Source organism: Mesorhizobium sp. M8A.F.Ca.ET.161.01.1.1, from assembly GCF_004792105.1.
Classification (GTDB): Bacteria; Pseudomonadota; Alphaproteobacteria; order Rhizobiales; family Rhizobiaceae; genus Mesorhizobium.
Map to the genome: position 1 here is coordinate 306,791 of NZ_SRTD01000006.1, position 19,006 is coordinate 325,796.

The window sequence follows — 19,006 nt, forward strand, 5'->3', positions numbered from 1 at the left end:
CGTGGCGACGCTGGTTTTGATCGCCTTCGCGGTGCTGACAATGTCAAGCTTATGTGTACCACCCGGCGTACCAGGCGGCAAAAAGACCAAGGTAGGGGTTCCCTATCAATGGGATAGACTGGTGCTGCGAGAGAGGATTGAACTCTCGACCTCTCCCTTACCAAGGGAGTGCTCTACCACTGAGCTACCGCAGCCGCCGATGGCGGGGCTTCTGCCATATCGAACCGGCAAGCGCAAGGCCAAGAACAACGCTTCTGTGAAAGCCTTTGCCGGATAGCTTTCGATGACATGGCGGTGCCACAATGTTGGCTATCCCTGAATGGCGGGTTGGCTGGCTGCCAGCCGGGGCAGGACGATGAACGACACGACAAATCCACCGAAAAGCAGCGGAACGACCCGCAAGGACCGGCTCGCCGAGCAGTTGCGCGCCAATTTGCAGAAGCGCAAGGCGCAGTCGCGCTCGCGCCGTAGTGGCGACGCCGACAAGCGGCGCGCCGGGGAGGCCGACCAGCGGCCCGACGGACTCGGCACGGCAAAGGAAATGCAGAAAGATTAACTCAAATCGGCCACTCTTGGACGGGATGCTCGGAAATCCTATTTCTTGAACCATACCGGCCAATGGTCTAGACGGGCCGACACTCAAACGATTGAACCGGCCTTTTCTGGCCGAGAGGGACATTCTCCAATGGATCGCATCAGAATCGTCGGCGGCAACAAGCTTGCCGGAAGCATTCCGATCTCGGGCGCGAAAAATGCCGCCCTGCCGCTGATGATCGCCTCGCTTCTGACCGACGACACGCTGACACTCGAAAACGTGCCGCATCTGGCCGATGTCGAGCAACTGATCCGCATCCTCGGCAATCATGGCGTCGACTATTCGGTCAATGGCCGCCGCGAGAAGCAGAATGAGGGCTATTCGCGCACCATCAACTTTTCCGCCCGCAACATCGTCGACACGACAGCTCCTTACGAGCTGGTGTCCAAGATGCGCGCCTCGTTCTGGGTGATCGGGCCGCTGCTGGCCCGGATGGGCGAGGCCAAGGTGTCGCTGCCCGGCGGCTGCGCCATCGGCACGCGCCCGGTCGACCTGTTCCTCGAAGGCCTGCAGGCGCTGGGCGCCGATATCGATGTCGACACCGGCTATGTCATCGCCAAGACCCGCAATGGCCGCCTCGTCGGCAACCGTTACATCTTCCCCAAGGTCTCGGTCGGAGCAACCCATGTGCTGATGATGGCGGCATCGCTCGCCAAGGGCGAGACGGTGCTGGAAAACGCCGCCTGCGAGCCCGAGATCGTCAATCTCGCCGAATGCCTCAACGCCATGGGCGCCAGGATTTCCGGCGCCGGCACGCCGACCATCACCATCGACGGCGTCGAAGCGCTGTCGGGGGCGCGCGTGCGCGTCATCCCCGACCGCATCGAGACTGGCACCTATGCCATGGCCGTGGCGATGACCGGCGGCGACGTCGTGTTGGAAGGCGCACGGCCGGAGTTGCTGCAGACCGCGCTCGACGTGATTTCGCAGACGGGCGCGGAGATCACGCAGACCAATTCCGGCATCCGCGTGAAGCGAAATGGCGCCGGGATTTCGCCGGTCGACGTGACGACGGCGCCCTTCCCGGCCTTCCCGACCGATCTGCAGGCACAGTTCATGGGCCTGATGACCATGGCCAAGGGCAAGTCGCGCATCACCGAGACGATCTTCGAAAACCGCTTCATGCACGTCCAGGAACTGGCGCGGCTCGGCGCCCACATCACGCTTTCGGGCCAGACGGCGATCGTCGACGGCGTGGCGAAGCTGAAGGGCGCGCCGGTCATGGCGACCGATCTTCGCGCTTCGGTCTCGCTGGTCATCGCCGGTCTGGCCGCCGAAGGCGAGACCACGGTCAACCGCGTCTACCATCTCGATCGCGGCTTCGAGCGGCTGGAGGAAAAGCTTTCCAATTGCGGCGCGGTGATCGAGCGGATTTCTGCCTGACGATCCGCGGTCGCTTGGCGAAATCATCTGCAAAGCGTTCCTTCTCCCGTCACCATACGGGGAGAAGTGCCCGGCAGGGACGATGAGGGGTGCGCAAAACCTGCGGCAAATGCCTCTGGCGGTATTCCTGTCGCGGTTGCACCGATCGGAAAGACCGCCTAACAGAAAGGCTGATTGCCAACCTCTGGGTGTGAAATCCGCATGGCCTTAAAACTCATTGCGCTCGACGATCAGGATCTGGGCATCGTCTCGGCCCACCTCCAGGACGCCGTGATGAAGGTCTCGGACCTCGAATTCCTGCCCAAGGCCAAACGGTTCGTGCTGACCATGAACCGTTTCGTGTGGGAGGCCAAATCCGGCCTGTTTCGCCAGCACAATGAGCGGCGGCAGGCGGTGCTGCATTTCGACCGGGTGCTGGGCGCCAAGACCAACGGCATTGCCCGCGACAAGCCGGCCGAAATCCTCTCCCTGCTGGCGATCAGCTTCATCGAGATCAGCAAGCCGGCCGGCATCGTCGAACTGATCTTCTCGGGTGGCGGTACCATCATGCTCGACGTCGAATGCATCGAGGCCCGCCTTGCCGATATCGGCGGTGCGTGGGAAGCCACGTCGCGCCCCATCCACAGAGCTTGAGCATACAATGGCCATCACGCTTCGCCAGTCCGACGCCGATTTCGAGCAGCGTTTCGCCGCCTTCCTCATGACCAAGCGCGAGGTATCGGCCGATGTCGACGCCGTGGTGCGCGACATCATCGCGCGCGTGCGCGCCGAGGGCGACACGGCACTGATCGACTACACGCAGAAATTCGGCGGAGGCGACCTCGCCGCGCTAGGCATTGCCGTCTCGGCGGAAGACATCGCCCGCGCCTATGCCGAGGCCGATCCGGCCACGGTCGAGGCGCTGAAATTCGCACGTGACCGCATCCGGTCCCATCACCAGCGGCAAAAGCCGCAGGACGAACGCTACACGGATGCCGCCGGCGTCGAGCTCGGCTCGCGCTGGACCGCGATCGAGGCGGTCGGACTCTATGTGCCGGGCGGCACGGCAAGCTATCCGAGTTCGGTGCTGATGAACGCCGTGCCGGCCAAGGTAGCAGGCGTCGAGCGCATCGTCATGGTCGTGCCGGCACCGCACGGTGTCGTCAACCCGCTGGTGCTGGTGGCGGCGGATATATCAGGCGTCTCCGAAATCTACCGCGTCGGCGGCGCGCAGGCGATCGCCGCACTTGCCTATGGCACGCAGACGATCAAGCCGGTGGCCAAGATCGTCGGCCCCGGCAATGCCTATGTCGCCGCGGCCAAGCGGCGGGTGTTTGGCACCGTCGGCATCGACATGATCGCGGGGCCGTCGGAAGTGCTTGTGGTGGCCGACGGCGGCAATGATCCGGAGTGGATCGCGGCGGACCTGCTTGCCCAGGCCGAACATGATGTGTCGGCGCAGTCGATCCTGATCACCGACGATCCGGCGTTCGGCGAGGCGGTCGAACGGGCGGTCGAGCGTCAGTTGCAAAGCCTCTCGCGCGGCGATACGGCGGCGCAGAGCTGGCGCGATTTCGGCGCCGTCATCCTGGTTCCGACGATCGAAGCGTCGCTGCCGCTGGTCGACCGCATCGCGGCCGAGCATGTCGAACTGGCCATCGACGATGCCGAAGGCTTTCTCGCGAAGATGCGCAATGCCGGTGCCGTCTTCCTCGGCCGCCACACGCCGGAAGCCATCGGCGACTATGTCGGCGGCTCCAACCATGTGCTGCCGACGGCGCGCTCGGCGCGCTTCTCATCGGGCCTGTCCGTGCTCGACTTCGTCAAGCGCACCTCGGTCATGAAGCTCGGGCCGGCACAGTTGCGCATGCTGGCACCGGCGGCGATCGCACTCGCGCGGGCGGAAGGGCTCGACGCGCATGGCCGCTCCGTCACTATCCGGCTGAACATGTAGGCCGGCATGACGGGCTCCGGTCAAACCCGCGCAAAACTGATCGATGTCGAACTCGATGAATCGATCGGCCGTTCGACGCCCGATGTCGAGCACGAGCGGGCGGTGGCGATCTTCGACCTGATCGAGGAGAACCGTTTTCAGCCCGTCAACGACAGCGGCACAGGTCCTTACCGGCTGAAGCTGTCGCTGGCCGAGTCCCGTCTGGTCTTTGCCGTGGCGCGCGAGGACGGTGCCGCCGTCGTCACCCACATCCTGTCGCTGACGCCGCTCAGGCGCATCGTCAAGGACTACTATATGATCTGCGAGAGCTATTACGACGCCATCCGCTCCTCGACGCCGAGCCATATCGAGGCGATCGACATGGGCCGCCGTGGCCTGCACAATGAGGGCTCGCAGACGCTGATGGATCGGCTCTCCGGCAAGATCGACATCGACTTCGACACGGCGCGACGGCTGTTCACGCTGGTCTGCGTGCTGCACTGGCGGGGCTGACCCTGGCCCCCGGCGCCCTGCCCCGCTCGGTCCTGTTCCTGTGCGGCATGAATGCCGTGCGCTCGCCGATGGCCGAGCAGCTGGCGCGCCGGATGCTGCCCCCCACCATTTTCGTCGCCTCGGCCGGTGTGCGCGCCGGCGAACGCGACCCGTTCGTCGATGCCGTGCTTGCCGAGGACGGCCTGACGCTTGGCGAACGTCATCCACGGACGCTGGACGATCTCGAGGACGACTATTTCGACCTGATCGTCACACTGGCGCCGGAGGCGCACCATGCCGCGCTCGAACTCACCCGCTCGCTTGCCGTCGAGGTGGAATACTGGCCGACGCCGGACCCGACCGATGCCGGCGGCACGCGCGAACACATCATGGCCAGCTATCGCGACGTCCGCGAGCGGCTGAAGTTGCGCATAGGCCGACGTTTTTTGCTTCCAGGAGCAAAAAACGCGACGGATTAAGCGTGTTCACAAGCGAACGATTATCATATAGGTTCCGCCGAAATTCCGGCCAGAGTCGGAAGTAGAGCATGATCCGAAAACCGCTTCACACTTCTCGGCATCATGCTCTAGGCGCCGAAACTGCCATCCAAGCAAAGGTATCGAATGCCGAAGGAAGAAGTCCTCGAATTTCCGGGTATCGTCACGGAATTGTTGCCCAACGCGATGTTCAGGGTGAAGCTCGAAAACGAACACGAGATCATCGCCCATACGGCCGGCCGCATGCGCAAGAACCGCATCCGCGTGCTGACCGGCGACAAGGTTCTGGTCGAAATGACACCATACGACCTGACCAAGGGCCGCATCACCTACCGTTTCAAGTAAGATCAAGACCCGAGCGCGATGAGCATTTTGCAAAAGCTGGTGCTTGCCTCGGGTTCGCCGCGCCGCATCGAACTCTTGCAGCAGGCCGGCATCGAGCCTGACCGTATCCTGCCAGCCGATGTCGACGAAACGCCGCTGCGTGCCGAGCACCCGCGCTCGCTGGCCAAGCGCTTGTCGAAGGAAAAGGCCGAGAAGGCGTACGCGTCGCTGAAGACCGAGACCGACTATGCGCCGAGTTTCGTGCTGGCCGCCGACACGGTGGTTGCCGTCGGGCGGCGCATCCTGCCCAAGGCCGAAACGCTGGACGATGCCGCCAACTGCCTCGGGCTCTTGTCCGGCCGTTCTCACCGGGTCTATTCAGGCATCTGCCTGATCACGCCGGGCGGCAAATTGCGCCAGCGGCTGGTCGAGACGCGGGTGCGTTTCAAGCGGCTGCCGCGCGAGGAGATCGACGCGTATGTCGCCTCGGGCGAATGGCGCGGCAAGGCCGGCGGCTATGCCGTGCAAGGCCTCGCCGGCTCCTTCGTCGTCAAGCTCGTCGGCTCCTACACCAACATCGTCGGCCTGCCGCTCTATGAGACGGCGACGCTGCTGTCGGGCGAAGGTTTCAAGACCCATCAAAACTGGTCGTCCGCGCGACCATGAGCCTGGACGACAAAGTCACGCCGCTGCGGCCCAAGCGCCCGTGCCCCGAATGCGGCAAACCGTCGGCGCGCGAGACCTATCCGTTCTGCTCGACGCGCTGCAAGGACATCGACCTCAACCGCTGGCTGAAGGGCGCCTATGTCATCTCGGCCCGCGACGACGAGGAAGAACCCGACGCCGACGATCCAAAATAAGGCCAGGCCATCAGCGCGGGCCAGACTTTCGATCAGGCTTCTGGCGAGCCCGCAGGGCCATTGGAGTCCGACTGCAAAAAGAATCTGTCGAGGAGGGGAATGCAGGCCGCCCCAAGGCCGGCTGCCTGCCGGTCCGACGTGCCCTCCCTGACGAAGAGAGACGCAAGATCGCTGGCGCCGATGGCCGTGAGCTTTTCCCTGATCTCCCTCACCAGCTCGGCTCTCACCCATTGCGGCATGAGGCCGTCCAGAACGATGCCCCTGAATGTGGCAAGCGCCGACGCCGAATGGACCGCCAGCGATATGCTGGACGAGGTTGCCTCAATCCATTTCCTGAGTTGCGGGTCAGGGGCGCGAGACCCTGGCGCCAGGCCGACATCGTCAACCGAAACCGATGTGCCGAGCGGTGCCACGCCGCCGGTCGCAGATGGCACCAGGATACGTCCGATCCCAGGCCTTGCATCGCGGCGCGAGAAGCCGAGCCGACCATGTTGGACAATGCCTCCGTCAAGCGAATGCCCGATGAAGATATAGAGGAAGTCGGGCGCGCCTCCGGCCAGCCCATAGGCCAGTTCCGCGCTGCATGCCGCCACCGCATCCCGGTCGAGATAGATCGATAGATGTGTTTCCTTGCCCAACTGCAGGGCCAGGTCCTCAAACTCGGCCCACGCGCTCTCCGGACCGTCCGTGCCCTTGCCGTTGGCAACCGCCGCAAGAATATCCGAAGCTACCGCTATGCCGATGTCCTCCAGCCTCGCGTGCTGGGCTGAGGTCAGGCGCGAGCGCATCTCGGCAATCGCCGTATATGCGATGCGTGCTATTTCACCCATTTCGCCCGCGCCGTACGACAGCCTTCGCTGCTCCAGGACCCCGCCGACAAAATCGACCAGTGCGATGTCCGCATGGCGCAGCCCCAGCCGCAGGCCAAGAAACAGCGCTCCCTCGGGATTGATCGACATCGGGACCGACGGCTGTCCGACCTTGCCTTTGACGGGCCTTCCCGCCACCAGCAGTCCTTCCGCCTCGAGGGAGCGGACGATGACGGACGCGGTCTGCTTGGTGAGCCCGGTGATCTCGGCGATCTGAGCTTTGGACAGTTGACCGTGTATCCTGATCAGCGACAGGGCAAGACGTTCATTCGACGCGCGGAGGCCGACCTGGTTCGCGCCCCTGTAACCTGAATAAATACCGTTCGGGCTCGTTCGGGCAGAGCTTGCGCCACCTATACGTCCGGTCACAGTGATACCCCAATAAGGACGCGCCCGCCGACCTTGGTGTTGGCGGACGCAGATACGACCCTTGGCAAGGATTTGCAGGAGGAGGGCAAATAAGTCAATCGAAATTACCTATTGACTTGGTCTGCGACCTGAAAGTAGCTGGCATGGACCAAAGACGAGGGAAGCGAAGATGATACGCGGCGACTGGATCGCAACATGGACTGCCAGCCCTATGAATATCTGGGCCGCCGACATGGTGATCCCAGGGTTCTACAACCAGACGGTTCGCGAGATTGCCCGCATCAGCGTCGGAGGCCGGCGGTTAAGGATACGGGTGTCGAACGAGTTCGGCAGCGCACCGATCGTCATCAACGCGGCGCACGTCGCACTTGCGGGCGAGGACGGAGCCATCCAGCCCCTGACAAGCCGCCCCCTCACCTTTGGCGGCGAGGCGACCGCCTCGATTGCGCCGGGCGCTCCACTGTTCAGCGATCCCGTGGAACTGGCAACGCCCGCGCTGTCCCGGCTTGCCTTGAGTTTCTATGTGAGCGGCCATCTTCCGGTGGAAACCCATCATTACGAGGCGCAGCAGACGGCATTCATATCCATACCGGGGAATTTCGCCGCCTCCGAACTCCTGCCGCTTCAGCAAACCACCACCAGCCGCTACTTCGCTTCAGCCATCTATGTCGACGCAAAGGAAGGATCGCGCGCGATTGCCTGCTTCGGCGACTCCATCACCGACGGCTACGGCTCGCAGATAGACGGCGACAGGCGGTGGCCGGACATTCTGAGCGAGCGGCTCAGCGCCGGCACCGCGACGCAGGACCTGGCCGTGCTCAATCTTGGTATCGGCGGCAACCGGCTTCTGAGCAATCGCCGCGGCACGAAGGCTTTGGAGCGGTTCGACCGCGATGTGCTCAGCCTGCCCAGGGTGTCGCATCTCATCATTCTGGAGGGCGTCAACGACATAGGCTGGCCCAACACCGCGCTTGCGGGCGCCGATGAGGCCGTAACGGCAAAACAAATCATATCGGCGATCCGGCAGCTTGCCGTGCGCGCCGAGACTGCCGGCATTCGCGTCATACTGGGGACCCTGACCCCATTCGAAGGAACAACATCGGAATCGCCGGTCGGCGATTTCTACACGCCCGAGAAAGAGAAGGTTCGCGGCGCCGTCAATGCATGGATCCGAAAGGCCGAGGGCGTTTACGGCTTTGTCGACTTTGATGCCGCCGTTCGCGATCCCGGCCGGCCAACCAGGCTTCTCCCAGCCTATGATTGCGGCGATCACATCCACCCGAGCGACGCAGGCTACAGGGCCATGGCGCAAGCCATCGACATGGCCCTGTTCGAATAGGCGAACAATTAGTAAGTCATTATGACTTATTATTGACACCCGCCATTGTTTGTTGCATAACGTCCTCGAACGCTGGCGAGCCGTGACTGCAAGCGTCAATGGGAGGATTTCATGCGAACCAATAGTCTGCGGTTGTCGCGCATAGCGCTGGCATGCACATTGAGTGCCTTCACCGCCTTCGGACCAGCGGCTGCTGGAGCGGCGGACCTTTCCTCGATCCTTTTCGTCAACCCGCTGCCCAAATATCCGGCGTGGCGGCTGATCGGCGACTGCGTCGCCAATCGGGCGAAGGAGCTGAACATTCCCACGACCGAATCCGGTCCGACCACCGGCAATCTCGATGCCACCGTCATGATTCAGCAAATTCAGCAGGGCATCGCCAACAAGGCGGGAGCGATACTGACTTTTCCGGCGACGGCGGGATTTGTTCCCGTGCTCCAGCAGGCGGGGAAGGCCGGCATCATGGTCGGCACGTTCTATGGTGCTTCCGGAACGGAATCCGGTTCGAACGTGAACATCGGTGCGAACTTCACACGGGTCGGCGAAATCTTTGTCGAAGCGATAGCAAAGCGCGAGGGGCCGCAGCATGTCGGGCTGATGGCGCAGGGACCAAGCGGCGCGGCCAAAGCCTTCGTCGACGGGTTCACCGCGGCGGCCGCGAAGACCCAGAACGTCACCGTGTCCGCTGTGGTCTACACCAACGACGATGCCAGCAAGGCGCTTGACCAGGCCAATGCCCTTTTGACGGCGCATCCCGAGGTCAACGTCATCGCCTCGCATATGGGAACCGCCACGCAGGGCGGGACCGCTGCCATCAAGTCAAAAGGCCTGACCGGCAAGGTCGTATTCGTCGCCAACGGGACGGCAGGTGGGGGCGAGCAAGGACTTGCCGACGGCACCGTCTACAAGTTGATGCTGCAGGATCTCTGCACGGCAGGTTCCAAAATGGTCGATTCCGTCGCGGCCATCGCTCGCGGCGAGGCGGTTCAGCCGCAGATCGATGTTGGCGTGCGCATGTTCGACGCGAGCGACTACAAGGCGTATCTCGCCAAGGGATGGCAGTGATGGCAATCGCCCAGCCGGACATTCCGGCACCCGCGCTGGAGATGCGCGGGGTGGGCAAGTCGTTCGGCAACGTCAAGGCGTTGTCGAATGTCGATATCACCGCCGGGGTGGCCGAAATCCATGCCATTGTCGGCGACAATGGCGCGGGCAAGTCGACCACGCTCAAGATCATGTGCGGGATTTTCCGTCCGGATCAGGGGCAACTGCGACTGGGCGGAAAGTCGGTTGAGATACGGGACGCGTCGGCGGCCCATCACCTCGGCATCTCGGTTGTTCATCAGGACCTCGCCCTTGTCGAATGCCTGGACATCGCCACGAACATGGCTTTGGGAGCCATTCCGCGCAGGGGGCGCTTCCGGCTGGACCGTCGCCGCATGGAGACGGAAGCCGCCAAGGTGCTGGACGACCTGAAGATAAGGGTCGGCTCGGTCCGCACGCAGATCGGGCTCCTTTCTGGTGGCGAACGTCAAATCGTCGCCATAGCCCGTGCGGTTCGGATGGATCTTCCGATCATGCTTCTCGACGAGCCGACCGCGGCACTGGGAGTCCGGGAGACGGCCCATGTGGGAGAAATCCTCGGCGAACTCCGGCAGCAGGGGAAAGCCGTCATCTGCATCAGCCACGACATGGATTTCGTGTTCCGCAACAGCGACAGCATCACTGTCATGCGGCTGGGGCGCTCGGTCGCGACGCGACGCACCAAGGATACCAGCCGTGATGAAATCATCGGACTGATTACAGGTGCGATCCAGGGCGACACTGCCAGTTCCGATCCAACTTTTGCCTGAACGAGGGAACCAGACCGTGGCCAGCGAACAGGCAGAACACCAATCTTCGACAGCCTCTCAAGGTGTCCTTTCGGAATTGATGTTGCGTCAGGAAACGACATTGCTGGCGGTCATCGTGGCGGTTGGGATCGTTGCCACGCTTCGCAACCCCGCATTCCTCAACCCGGCAAATCTCACCGACATCGCCCGCGCGGCGGTGATCTATTTCGTCATGGGCTGCGGCGCTTCACTGCTCATGATCGGAGGCGGGCTCGATTTCTCCGTGGGCGCCGTCTTTACGCTTGGCGGCATCATCTGCGCGTGGTTGTTGGTGTGGGGAGCGCCCTGGCCGCTCGCCGTCCTGGCGGGCGTGGCGGCTGGTGCCGCCGTCGGATACGTCAACAGCGTGATCATCGAGCGGCTGCACGTGCCTCCGATCATAGCGACGCTCGGCACATTCTTCATCGTCGGCGGGCTATGTGTCCAATTCACTGGCGGAGAAGACATTGTCCCGCTGCCCGAAACGTTTCAGGCCCTGGGTCAGGGAGCCGTGCTCGGCGTCCCCTACATCGTTCTCTATGCCATCGCGCTGGGACTGCTTTTCTGGTTCCTGCTCGAGCAGACGCCGTTCGGTGTCGAGACACGCGCGCTGGGTGGCAATCGCAAGGCCGCGATCGCCAACGGCCTCAAGGTCAACAGGCTCGATACGATCCTCTACGTCACCGCCGGCGCCACCGCCGGCCTTGCCGGTGTCATCTACGCTGCGCGCGTTGGAAGTGGCCAAGTTGCCGCCGGCGGACCCTCGGTCACACTCTCGGTCGTCACGGCCGTGCTCATAGGGGGTATAAGCTTGCTCGGAGGCTTGGGCACAATCACCGGCGTTGCGGTCGGGGCCCTCTTGCTATCGGCGATCGATAACGCCCTCATCGTTGCCAGCGTGCCGCCCCAATACAACAGCATCATCATCGGCGCGATCCTTATCTGCGCAGTGGCGGTTGATCACATGCGCAGGGAACGTCTGTACAAGCGCCGCCGGTGAGGTCTTCCCGGAGTTGCCCTGCTCAGGCCGCGTGGGTCTTGCGGCTTGTCCGCGCCCAGGCCGGCAGCCAGTCGCCGTGGGCGGCCAAGAGATCATCGACCAGCGACCAGATCTGGTCGAGGTCGAGTTCGGCCGCCGTGTGCGGATCCATCATCGCCGCGTGGTAGATGTGTTCGCGGTTTTCCGTCATCAGCGCCCGCACCGTCAGTTCCTGGACATTGATGTTGGTACGGATCAGCGCCGTCAGTTGTGGCGGCAGGTCGCCTATATAGGTCGGCTGAATGCCGGACGCGTCGACCAGGCACGGCACTTCGGCGGCGCAATCGCGGGGCAGCGAGGTGATGCAGCCATTGTTGCGGACATTGCCGTAGATCACCGACGGCTCGCCGGTCCAGACTGAATTCATGATCGAGGAGGCATACTCCTTGGACTCCTCGACCTCGATGCGCTGGGCCGAGCGGTAGGCCTGTGCCTGGTCCTTCCAGCGCTCGATCTGCTCGACGCAGCGCTTGGGATATTCATCGAGCGGAATGCCGTATTTCTCGATCAGATCGGGGCGGCCGTCCTTGATGAAATAGGGCGTGTATTCGGCGAAATGCTCCGAGCTTTCGGTGACGAAATAGCCCAGCCGGGTCAGCATCTCGTAGCGCACCTTGTTAGGACAGCGCGGGTTCCAGCCGGGCTTCGGCGCGCGGCCCTCGCGATAGGCGCGCACCAGGTCGGGATAAAGATCGCGGTAGGATCCGTCCGGCTGGCGATGCTCGAACTTCAGATAGAAGGCCATGTGGTTGATACCGGCCGAGCGGTAACGAATCTCGTTGTAGGGAAGGTCGAGGTCGTGCGCCAGTTCCATGGCCGTGCCTTGCACCGAGTGGCACAATCCGACCTGCCGGATCTCGGGATATTTCTCCGATATCGCCCAGGTGTTGATCGCCATCGGGTTGACATATTGCAGCATGATCGCCCGCGGGCAGACGGCGAGCATGTCCTCGCAGATCTTCCACAGATGCGGCACGGTCCTGAGGCCGCGCATGATGCCGCCAACGCCGAGCGTATCAGCGATGGTCTGGCGCAGGCCGTACGTCTTCGGCACCTCGAAATCGGTGACGGTGCAGGGCTCATAGCCGCCGATCTGGAAGGCGACGACGACGAAATCGGCGCCCGCCAGCGCCTTGCGCTGGTCCGTGCAGGTCTCGGCCTTCGCCTTGACGCCAAGCGTGGCGATCAGCTTGTTGACGACGACCGCGCTTTCTTCCAGCCGCTGCGGGTTGATGTCCATCAGCGCGATCGTGGCGCCCGAAAGCGCCGGCCGCTGCAGCACGTCGCCGACGATGTTCTTCATGAACACCGTCGAACCGGCGCCGATGAAAGTGATCCTGGGATGTCTTGCCACGTTAACCTCCGGCATGTGTTCAGGCCACGTCGAATGCGGCCCTGACGAGCCGTTCGGTGTAGGCGGTCTTGGGATTGGTGAGGACCTCGTCGACGGGTCCCTGCTCGACGATCTTGCCGTGCTGCATGACGATGACGCGGTGGCACAGCGCGCGCACCACCTTCAGGTCGTGCGAGATGAACAGGTAGCTCAAGCCGCGCTCGTCCTGCAACTTGCGCAAGAGATCGATGATCTGCGCCTGGACGGACAGGTCGAGCGCCGATGTCGGCTCGTCGAGCAGGATGAATTCGGGTTCGAGCGCGATGGCCCGCGCAATCGCGATACGCTGGCGCTGGCCACCGGAGAATTCATGCGGAAACCGCGACAGGATATCGCCCGGCATGCCGGCGCTGACCAGCGCCTCGCGCACCCGCTCGACCCGCTCGCGCCACGTGGCGCCGATGCTGTTGACGATCAGCCCTTCCTCGATGATCTGGCCGATCGTCATGCGCGGGTTGAGCGAGGAGAACGGGTCCTGGAAGACGATCTGCATGCGCGAGCGCAGCGGCCGCATCTGCGTCCGCGACAGGCCATGGATCGGCTGGCCGTCGAAACGGATCTCGCCGCGTTTGGCGTCGGTCAGCCGCAGCAACGCCTGGCCGAAGGTGGTCTTGCCGGAACCGGATTCGCCGACCAGTCCCAGCGTCTCGTGGCGGCAAAGCTTGAGATCGAGATCGTCGACCGCGACCAGTTCACGCCAGTCCGGTTTGAGAAACGTGCCATGGCGCAGCATGAAGCAGACGCGCACGCCATCCGCCTCGAGGATGGTGCCTGAGCCCTCCGGCAACGGTTGCGGGCGTCCCCTTGGCTCCGAGGCAAGCAGCCGCTGGGTATAGGGATGCCGCGGATCGGCGAACAGCCGTTCGGTGACGTTGTGCTCGCACATTTCGCCATGCTGCATCACATAGACATAGTCGGAAAACTTGCGCACCACGGTGAGATCATGGGTGATCAGGATCACCGCCATCCGCAGCTCTTTCTGCAGATTGCGGATCAGGTTGAGGATTTGGGCCTGCACCGTGACGTCGAGCGCGGTCGTCGGCTCGTCGGCGATCAGCACGTCGGGATTGTTGGCGAGCGCCATGGCGATCATCACGCGCTGGCGCTGCCCGCCCGAGAGCTGGTGGGGATATTGCTTGAGCCGCGCTTCGGGTTCGGGGATCTGCACATGCCGCAAAAGTTCGAGCGCCCGCGCCCAGGCTTGCTTGCGGCTCACCTTGCGATGCACCCTGATCGCCTCGACGATCTGGCTGCCGACCGTATAGATCGGGTTGAGCGAGCTCATCGGCTCCTGGAAGATCATCGAGATGCGGTTGCCGCGCAGCTTGCGCCGGGCGCTCTCGGGGAATTTCAGGATGTCCTGTCCGTCGTAACAGATGCTCGATTTCGGCGACACGGTGGCCCGCCGCGACAGCAGGCCCATGACGGTGCGCGCCGTCACCGACTTGCCGGAACCGGATTCGCCGACGATCGCGATCGTCTCGCCGCGATAGAGCTGGAACGAGATGTCCTTGACCGCTTCGACCACGCCGTGTTCGACCTTGAAGGCGACCTCGATGTTGCGGGCGTCGATGACGGGCTCTCCCTGGCGCCCATCATGGTCGAGGCGGAAGGCTGGTGCGAAGGGCTCGGCGAGTACGATGGTCATCCCGGTCCCCTCAATACGGATCGACGGCGTCGCGCAGGCCGTCGCCCAGCGCGTTGAAGGCGAACACGGTGACGAGCACGAAACCGACCGGTGACAGGATCCAGGGATAGGTGCCGATGACCGAATAGGTCGCGGTGTCCTGCAGCATCAGGCCCCAGGAGATCAGCGGCGGCTTGACGGCGAAGCCGAGGAAACCGAGGAAGGATTCCAGCAGCACCACCGTCGGGATCGCCAGCGTCACGGCGACGATCACATGGCTCATCACATTGGGGAAGATGTGCTGCAGGATGATGCGCTGGTCGGTGGCCCCGACCGCCATGGCGGCGCGCACATATTCGATGCGCGCCAGCGCCAGTGTCTTGCCGCGCACCTCGCGCGACATCTGTGCCCAGCCGAGCGCCGACATGACGATGATGACGAAGGCGAGGAACACATTGGTCGGCGCGGTGACCGGGATCAGCGTCGTCAGCGCGAGATAGAGCGGCAGTTGCGGGAAGGCCAGCACCAATTCGACGAAGCGCTGCATCCAGACATCGAACCGGCCGCCGAAATAGCCTGACACCATGCCGACTGTGGTGCCGATGACGGTGATGATGAAGACGACCGTCAGCGCGATCATCAGCGAAACGCGCGAGCCGTGGATGGCGCGCGACAGCACATCGCGGCCGAATTTATCGGTGCCGAGGAAATGCACCGGCTGGCCGTCCGTCGAGGCAAAGAAATGCCGGTTCGCCGGGATCAGCCCGAAGAGCCTGTAAGGCGCGCCCTCTACGAAGAAGCCAAGCAGCCTTGGGTGGTCGTAGTCGGGACCGACGATGGGCTGAAAGGTGACCGGATCGAGATCGGCCGAATCGGCCAGCGCATAGACCCTCGGCCGCGCGACGAAATTGCCGTCCTTGTCGTGGAAGGAAGGCAGCTGCGGCGGGGCGAAGCCGACATCGGTCGCCTTCGGATCCATCGGCGCCAGGAATTCGGCGAAAACGGCCATGACCAGGAGCAGCACGACCAGCCAAAGTCCGGCCATACCGGTCCAGGAGCGCTTCAGCCGGCGCCAGACAAGCGCCATGTAGCTCTCATTGCCGCGCGCGGGTGCCACTGTGGCTCGCTCGGCCGGCAAGGGTGGTGGTGAAGGGTCGCGCGCCAGCATCTAGCCCTCCCCGAACTGGCGCACGCGCGGATCAAGCAGGACCAGCAGCATGTCGGCGATGATGTTGCCGACGATCAGCGTCGCCGACAGCACCATCATGAAGGTGGCGGTGACATAGACATCGCCGACCGCCATCGAGCCGACGATCGCCGGACCGACGGTCGGCAGCGCGAAGATGATCGCCGTCTCGATCTCGCCGGTCAGCATATAGGGCAGCACCACGCCCTGATACATGACCAGCGGGTGCAGTGCGTTGGGCACGGCGTGGCGCATGACGACGGCGCTGCCGGTCAGGCCCTTGGCCTTGGCTGTCTCGACATATTGCGCGTTGAGCGTGTCGAGCAGATTGCCGCGCATGACGCGCATATTGTAGGCGAGGCCGCCGAAGGTGGCGATCGCCACCACCGGCCAGACATGCTTGACCAGGTCGACGAACTTGGCCCACGACCATGGCGCGCCGCCATATTGCGGCGAGAAGAATGAGCCGATCTCCGAGACGTTGAACTGGAAGACGAGGAGATAGACGATGATCAGCGCCATCAGGAAGCGCGGCACCGTCATACCGAGGAAAGAGATGGCCGAAAGCGTCGAGTCGATCCAGGTGTATTGCCGGGTCGCCGCCCATATGCCGAAGGTGATGCCCAGCACCGAGGCGAGCAGATGGCAGACCAGCGCCAGCAGCAGCGTGCGCGGCAGGCGCTCGCCGACGACCTCGGCCACTGGCTTGTTGTAATAGAGGCTGTAGCCGAAATCGCCGCGGGTGACGATGCCGCCGATCCAGTTGAGATACTGGACGGGCAGCGGCTTATCGAGGCCGTGTTCGACGCGATAGGCCTGGGCTTGAGCGTCGGCCTCGGCGAAGGAGGCCCCGCCCTGGTTGATCAGCTGCGAGCGAATGTAATCGGCGTAGTCGCCAGGCGGCGCCTGGATGATGGCAAAGGTGACGAGGCTCAGAATAGCGAGAACCGGTATTGCCGACGCTATGCGCGTGAGCAGGAATCGCAACATCGACGGTCCGCTTCCTCATCTCGCCGGACGCTCCCCTGGAGGGGCGCTCGGAGGGTTGGTTTGTCCCGGCCGCGCCAGCGGCGCGGCCGGGTTTCTCTCAGTCAGGGAGGTAAACTTACATCGGGCCTTTAATCTTACATCGGACCCTTGTCTCCAGGCTTGCCGGGAAGCTCTTCCGGGAACAATTCATATTTCGCCTGCTTGTCGGCCGCGACGAAGACCCGTTCGCGGATGATCGAATCCTCGGCCCAGTTGAACATGAAGATCGGCGTGCCCTGCGGAATGTTCGAGAAGCGCTTGTTGACGATCAAGGCGCCGGGATATTCCGTCAGGCCGATATTGTAGACGTGCTCGGTCGAGATCTTCTGGAAGTCCCGCATCAGACTGGCGCGCTGGTTGTTATCCGCCGACGAGACGAATTTGTTGACGATGTCGACGAGGTCCTTCTCGAAAGGCATCAGATCGACCTCGCCGCTTTCCGGCGCGCGATGATCCCAGCTGGTCTTGGGGCCGACTGGAGCGAGCTGCACGGTGTTCTGCACCACGGAGGTCAGCTCCTGCTCATTGCGTCGGATCAGCCAGTCGAAGCGGCCTGAATATTGGGTGGCATCGCGCTGCGTGCCGTTAAGCCCGTTGAGCACGATCCGGAGGCCAAGCTTCTCCATCTGCGCCACCACGCCTTCGGCGAGGCTCTTGTCGGTCGTGTAGTCGTTGTTGACCAGCATCACGATTTCGACGTTCTTGCCGCCGGCGGTGCCGGCTGGAAAGTTGACGAAGCCGTCGCCGTCTGTGTCCTTCAGACCGGCCTTGGCGAGTTCGGCCTTGGCGCCCTCGAGGTCGAAAGGATAGTAGACGGTGGATTTGCGGTCGTAGAAGCTGGTGCCGGAGGAGAGGCCGCCTGGATAGATCGCGGTGAACGGCCCCTTGACGAGGGAATCGCCCAGCGCCTTGCGGTCAAGCGCCATGGTGACGGCCTTGCGGAAATCCTCGTTGCGGTTCAGTTCGCGGATCGCTTGGCCGCGCTCATCGGGGTTGCCCCAGCCATTGGCGGAAAAGTTCAGGCGCAGATTGTAGCCGATCAGCCGTGGGCCGAAGGCCAGACGCGCCGGCGCATTCGGCTCGGCCGCGCGCTTCAGGGAGGCAACGAAATTTTCCGGCTGCTCGAGATTGGAGAAATCGCCTGCGCCGGCGACCGCCTGAACGTCGCGGTCGGCCCAGGTCGACAGTTTGTAATGCAGCTCGTTGAGATAGGGCAGCTGGTTGCCCTTCTCGTCCACCTTCCAATAGTAGGGATTGCGCCGCATGACGATGATGTCGTCGGCCCGATATTCGACCGGCACCCAGGCGCCCATGACGGGCATGTTCATATATTCCGGCGGGAAGGCGTTCTTGAACTGGTCGTAGGTGTTCTTCGAATATTTCGGGTGCTGCGGCTTCAAGATGTGCGCGGGACCGGGGCAGAACGTGCCATAGGCCATTGCGTAGAGGTGCTGCTTCGGGAAGGCGTCCTTGAAGGTCCACTCGACGGTGTAGTCGTCGATCTTCTTGAGCGTCGTGCCGACGCCAAAGGTTTCCTGGGTGGCGCCATTGAGCGGCGAGACGTTGGGATCCATGACCTCGTCGTCCCAGTAGAACATGACGTCGTCGGCGTTGAATGGCACGCCGTCGGACCATTTGGCGCCCTCGACGAGATGCATGGTCAGCTTGTGACCATCGGCCGACCAGTCCCAGCTTTTGGCGAGGTTGGGCAGCGGCTCGGTGTCCTTCGCCTCGACCTGGAACAGCGGTGCGGTGCGCGTCAGGCACTCGGAAAGGCCGATGTCGATGCCGCCCCAGCCCTGGGTCTGGCCGGCGCCGTAGTTCCAGCCTTCCGGCCGGCCGCCGATGACGTGGCGCATCGTATCGCCATAGACGCCGATACCGTCCGGCATGTTGGCGGTCTTGAAGACCAGCGGCTCTTTCGGCAGCCGGTCTTTCACCGGCGGCAGCTTGCCGGCCTTGACGTATTTTTCCGTCACCCAGCCGGGCTCGTGATACTCGGGCAGCGCCTTGAACTCCAGGACGGAGTCGCGCGCCACGTATTTGATCTTGCCCTCGGCCGGAAACGTCGCCGGGACCGGCGGCACGGTCGGTTCGGAAGCGAAAGCGCTGAGCGCCGGAACGGAGACGCTCAGCGCCAGTCCAGCGGCAATGCCAATGCTGCGTAGGTTCCTCATGGTCTCCTCCCTCGTGTTCAGACGTCTGCTGCTGCTCGTCCTGT

At 63.2% G+C, this 19,006-nt stretch carries 19 protein-coding genes and 1 tRNA gene; 13 read left to right on the plus strand and 7 right to left on the minus strand.

The window, feature by feature from the left end:
- Positions 1 to 119: 119 nt before the first annotated feature.
- A tRNA-Thr gene (locus EN804_RS17945) sits at positions 120 to 194 on the minus strand.
- Positions 195 to 355: 161 nt separating this feature from the next.
- Between EN804_RS17945 and EN804_RS17950 the strand changes: the two genes are divergently transcribed.
- From EN804_RS17950 to yacG, 9 genes are all read left to right on the plus strand, one after another.
- Positions 356 to 556: a hypothetical protein gene (locus EN804_RS17950; RefSeq protein ID WP_135920533.1), complete on the plus strand. Its 201-nt coding sequence runs from the start codon at positions 356 to 358 to the stop codon at positions 554 to 556.
- Between the two features lie 129 nt (positions 557 to 685).
- Positions 686 to 1,978 carry a UDP-N-acetylglucosamine 1-carboxyvinyltransferase gene (gene murA, locus EN804_RS17955; protein ID WP_127279570.1) on the plus strand — a complete coding sequence of 431 codons (1,293 nt, stop codon included), beginning with the start codon at positions 686 to 688 and terminating at the stop codon, positions 1,976 to 1,978.
- 201 nt (positions 1,979 to 2,179) lie between these two features.
- Positions 2,180 to 2,611: a DUF2948 family protein gene (locus EN804_RS17960; RefSeq protein WP_135916967.1), complete on the plus strand. Its 432-nt coding sequence runs from the start codon at positions 2,180 to 2,182 to the stop codon at positions 2,609 to 2,611.
- 7 nt (positions 2,612 to 2,618) lie between these two features.
- Positions 2,619 to 3,911 carry a histidinol dehydrogenase gene (hisD, locus tag EN804_RS17965; RefSeq protein WP_135920536.1) on the plus strand — a complete coding sequence of 431 codons (1,293 nt, stop codon included), beginning with the start codon at positions 2,619 to 2,621 and terminating at the stop codon, positions 3,909 to 3,911.
- Positions 3,912 to 3,917: 6 nt separating this feature from the next.
- Positions 3,918 to 4,403: a UPF0262 family protein gene (locus EN804_RS17970; protein WP_135881025.1), complete on the plus strand. Its 486-nt coding sequence runs from the start codon at positions 3,918 to 3,920 to the stop codon at positions 4,401 to 4,403.
- Positions 4,391 to 4,861, plus strand: a complete 471-nt coding sequence (locus EN804_RS17975) for a low molecular weight phosphatase family protein (RefSeq protein ID WP_127870835.1) — start codon at positions 4,391 to 4,393, stop codon at positions 4,859 to 4,861. The genes EN804_RS17970 and EN804_RS17975 overlap by 13 nt, the downstream gene beginning before the upstream one ends.
- Before the next feature lie 144 nt (positions 4,862 to 5,005).
- Positions 5,006 to 5,224 (plus strand): translation initiation factor IF-1, encoded by a 219-nt coding sequence (infA, locus tag EN804_RS17980; protein WP_006329283.1) that lies wholly within the window; start codon positions 5,006 to 5,008, stop codon positions 5,222 to 5,224.
- A gap of 18 nt (positions 5,225 to 5,242) precedes the next feature.
- Positions 5,243 to 5,869 (plus strand): Maf-like protein, encoded by a 627-nt coding sequence (locus tag EN804_RS17985; protein ID WP_127276802.1) that lies wholly within the window; start codon positions 5,243 to 5,245, stop codon positions 5,867 to 5,869.
- Entirely contained in the window at positions 5,866 to 6,063 is a 198-nt protein-coding gene (gene yacG / locus EN804_RS17990) for a DNA gyrase inhibitor YacG (RefSeq protein WP_127276804.1), read from the plus strand. Before EN804_RS17985 ends, yacG begins: the two co-directional genes overlap by 4 nt.
- A 32-nt stretch (positions 6,064 to 6,095) precedes the next feature.
- On the opposite strand, the gene EN804_RS17995 is transcribed toward yacG, so the two are convergent.
- On the minus strand, positions 6,096 to 7,301 hold the full coding sequence (locus EN804_RS17995) for an ROK family transcriptional regulator (RefSeq protein WP_127276806.1): 1,206 nt from the start codon (positions 7,299 to 7,301) through the stop codon (positions 6,096 to 6,098).
- Positions 7,302 to 7,512: 211 nt separating this feature from the next.
- Here EN804_RS17995 and EN804_RS18000 point away from each other — a divergent pair, with 211 nt between their 5' ends.
- The 4 genes from EN804_RS18000 (at position 7,513) to EN804_RS18015 (ending at position 11,511) form a co-directional block, all read left to right on the plus strand.
- Positions 7,513 to 8,640: an SGNH/GDSL hydrolase family protein gene (locus EN804_RS18000; RefSeq protein WP_189343531.1), complete on the plus strand. Its 1,128-nt coding sequence runs from the start codon at positions 7,513 to 7,515 to the stop codon at positions 8,638 to 8,640.
- Positions 8,641 to 8,751: 111 nt separating this feature from the next.
- Positions 8,752 to 9,705, plus strand: a complete 954-nt coding sequence (locus tag EN804_RS18005) for a sugar ABC transporter substrate-binding protein (RefSeq protein ID WP_127276810.1) — start codon at positions 8,752 to 8,754, stop codon at positions 9,703 to 9,705.
- Complete coding sequence (locus EN804_RS18010) at positions 9,705 to 10,493, plus strand: ATP-binding cassette domain-containing protein (protein ID WP_210212409.1); 789 nt, start codon at positions 9,705 to 9,707, stop codon at positions 10,491 to 10,493. The genes EN804_RS18005 and EN804_RS18010 overlap by 1 nt, the downstream gene beginning before the upstream one ends.
- Positions 10,494 to 10,509: 16 nt before the next feature.
- The gene (locus EN804_RS18015) at positions 10,510 to 11,511 is read left to right on the plus strand and encodes an ABC transporter permease (RefSeq protein WP_127276812.1); all 1,002 of its coding nucleotides are present in this window, start codon (positions 10,510 to 10,512) and stop codon (positions 11,509 to 11,511) included.
- Between the two features lie 22 nt (positions 11,512 to 11,533).
- Here the strand turns inward: EN804_RS18015 and EN804_RS18020 are convergent, their stop codons facing one another.
- From EN804_RS18020 to EN804_RS18040, 5 genes are all read right to left on the minus strand, one after another.
- Positions 11,534 to 12,904, minus strand: coding sequence for an alpha-glucosidase/alpha-galactosidase (locus EN804_RS18020; RefSeq protein ID WP_127276814.1), 1,371 nt, complete (start codon positions 12,902 to 12,904; stop codon positions 11,534 to 11,536).
- Positions 12,905 to 12,923: 19 nt separating this feature from the next.
- Positions 12,924 to 14,591 (minus strand): ABC transporter ATP-binding protein, encoded by a 1,668-nt coding sequence (locus tag EN804_RS18025; protein WP_127276816.1) that lies wholly within the window; start codon positions 14,589 to 14,591, stop codon positions 12,924 to 12,926.
- A gap of 10 nt (positions 14,592 to 14,601) precedes the next feature.
- Complete coding sequence (locus EN804_RS18030; protein ID WP_127276818.1) at positions 14,602 to 15,738, minus strand: ABC transporter permease; 1,137 nt, start codon at positions 15,736 to 15,738, stop codon at positions 14,602 to 14,604.
- Positions 15,739 to 16,746: an ABC transporter permease gene (locus tag EN804_RS18035; protein ID WP_127276820.1), complete on the minus strand. Its 1,008-nt coding sequence runs from the start codon at positions 16,744 to 16,746 to the stop codon at positions 15,739 to 15,741.
- 134 nt (positions 16,747 to 16,880) lie between these two features.
- Complete coding sequence (locus tag EN804_RS18040; protein WP_127276822.1) at positions 16,881 to 18,962, minus strand: ABC transporter substrate-binding protein; 2,082 nt, start codon at positions 18,960 to 18,962, stop codon at positions 16,881 to 16,883.
- Between the last annotated feature and the right edge of the window lie 44 nt (positions 18,963 to 19,006).

Excerpts from the sequence above, each read along its gene's own strand:
- EN804_RS18030 (WP_127276818.1), bottom strand. The coding sequence starts at position 15,738 with ATGCTGGCGCGCGACCCTTCACCACCACCCTTGCCGGCCGAGCGAGCC.
- EN804_RS18040 (WP_127276822.1), bottom strand. The coding sequence starts at position 18,962 with ATGAGGAACCTACGCAGCATTGGCATTGCCGCTGGACTGGCGCTGAGC.
- infA (WP_006329283.1), top strand. The coding sequence starts at position 5,006 with ATGCCGAAGGAAGAAGTCCTCGAATTTCCGGGTATCGTCACGGAATTG.
- EN804_RS17970 (WP_135881025.1), top strand. The coding sequence starts at position 3,918 with ATGACGGGCTCCGGTCAAACCCGCGCAAAACTGATCGATGTCGAACTC.
- EN804_RS17950 (WP_135920533.1), top strand. The coding sequence starts at position 356 with ATGAACGACACGACAAATCCACCGAAAAGCAGCGGAACGACCCGCAAG.
- murA (WP_127279570.1), top strand. The coding sequence starts at position 686 with ATGGATCGCATCAGAATCGTCGGCGGCAACAAGCTTGCCGGAAGCATT.
- EN804_RS18035 (WP_127276820.1), bottom strand. The coding sequence starts at position 16,746 with ATGTTGCGATTCCTGCTCACGCGCATAGCGTCGGCAATACCGGTTCTC.
- EN804_RS18010 (WP_210212409.1), top strand. The coding sequence starts at position 9,705 with ATGGCAATCGCCCAGCCGGACATTCCGGCACCCGCGCTGGAGATGCGC.
- EN804_RS18025 (WP_127276816.1), bottom strand. The coding sequence starts at position 14,591 with ATGACCATCGTACTCGCCGAGCCCTTCGCACCAGCCTTCCGCCTCGAC.
- hisD (WP_135920536.1), top strand. The coding sequence starts at position 2,619 with ATGGCCATCACGCTTCGCCAGTCCGACGCCGATTTCGAGCAGCGTTTC.
- EN804_RS18000 (WP_189343531.1), top strand. The coding sequence starts at position 7,513 with ATGAATATCTGGGCCGCCGACATGGTGATCCCAGGGTTCTACAACCAG.
- EN804_RS17985 (WP_127276802.1), top strand. The coding sequence starts at position 5,243 with ATGAGCATTTTGCAAAAGCTGGTGCTTGCCTCGGGTTCGCCGCGCCGC.
- EN804_RS17960 (WP_135916967.1), top strand. The coding sequence starts at position 2,180 with ATGGCCTTAAAACTCATTGCGCTCGACGATCAGGATCTGGGCATCGTC.
- yacG (WP_127276804.1), top strand. The coding sequence starts at position 5,866 with ATGAGCCTGGACGACAAAGTCACGCCGCTGCGGCCCAAGCGCCCGTGC.
- EN804_RS18005 (WP_127276810.1), top strand. The coding sequence starts at position 8,752 with ATGCGAACCAATAGTCTGCGGTTGTCGCGCATAGCGCTGGCATGCACA.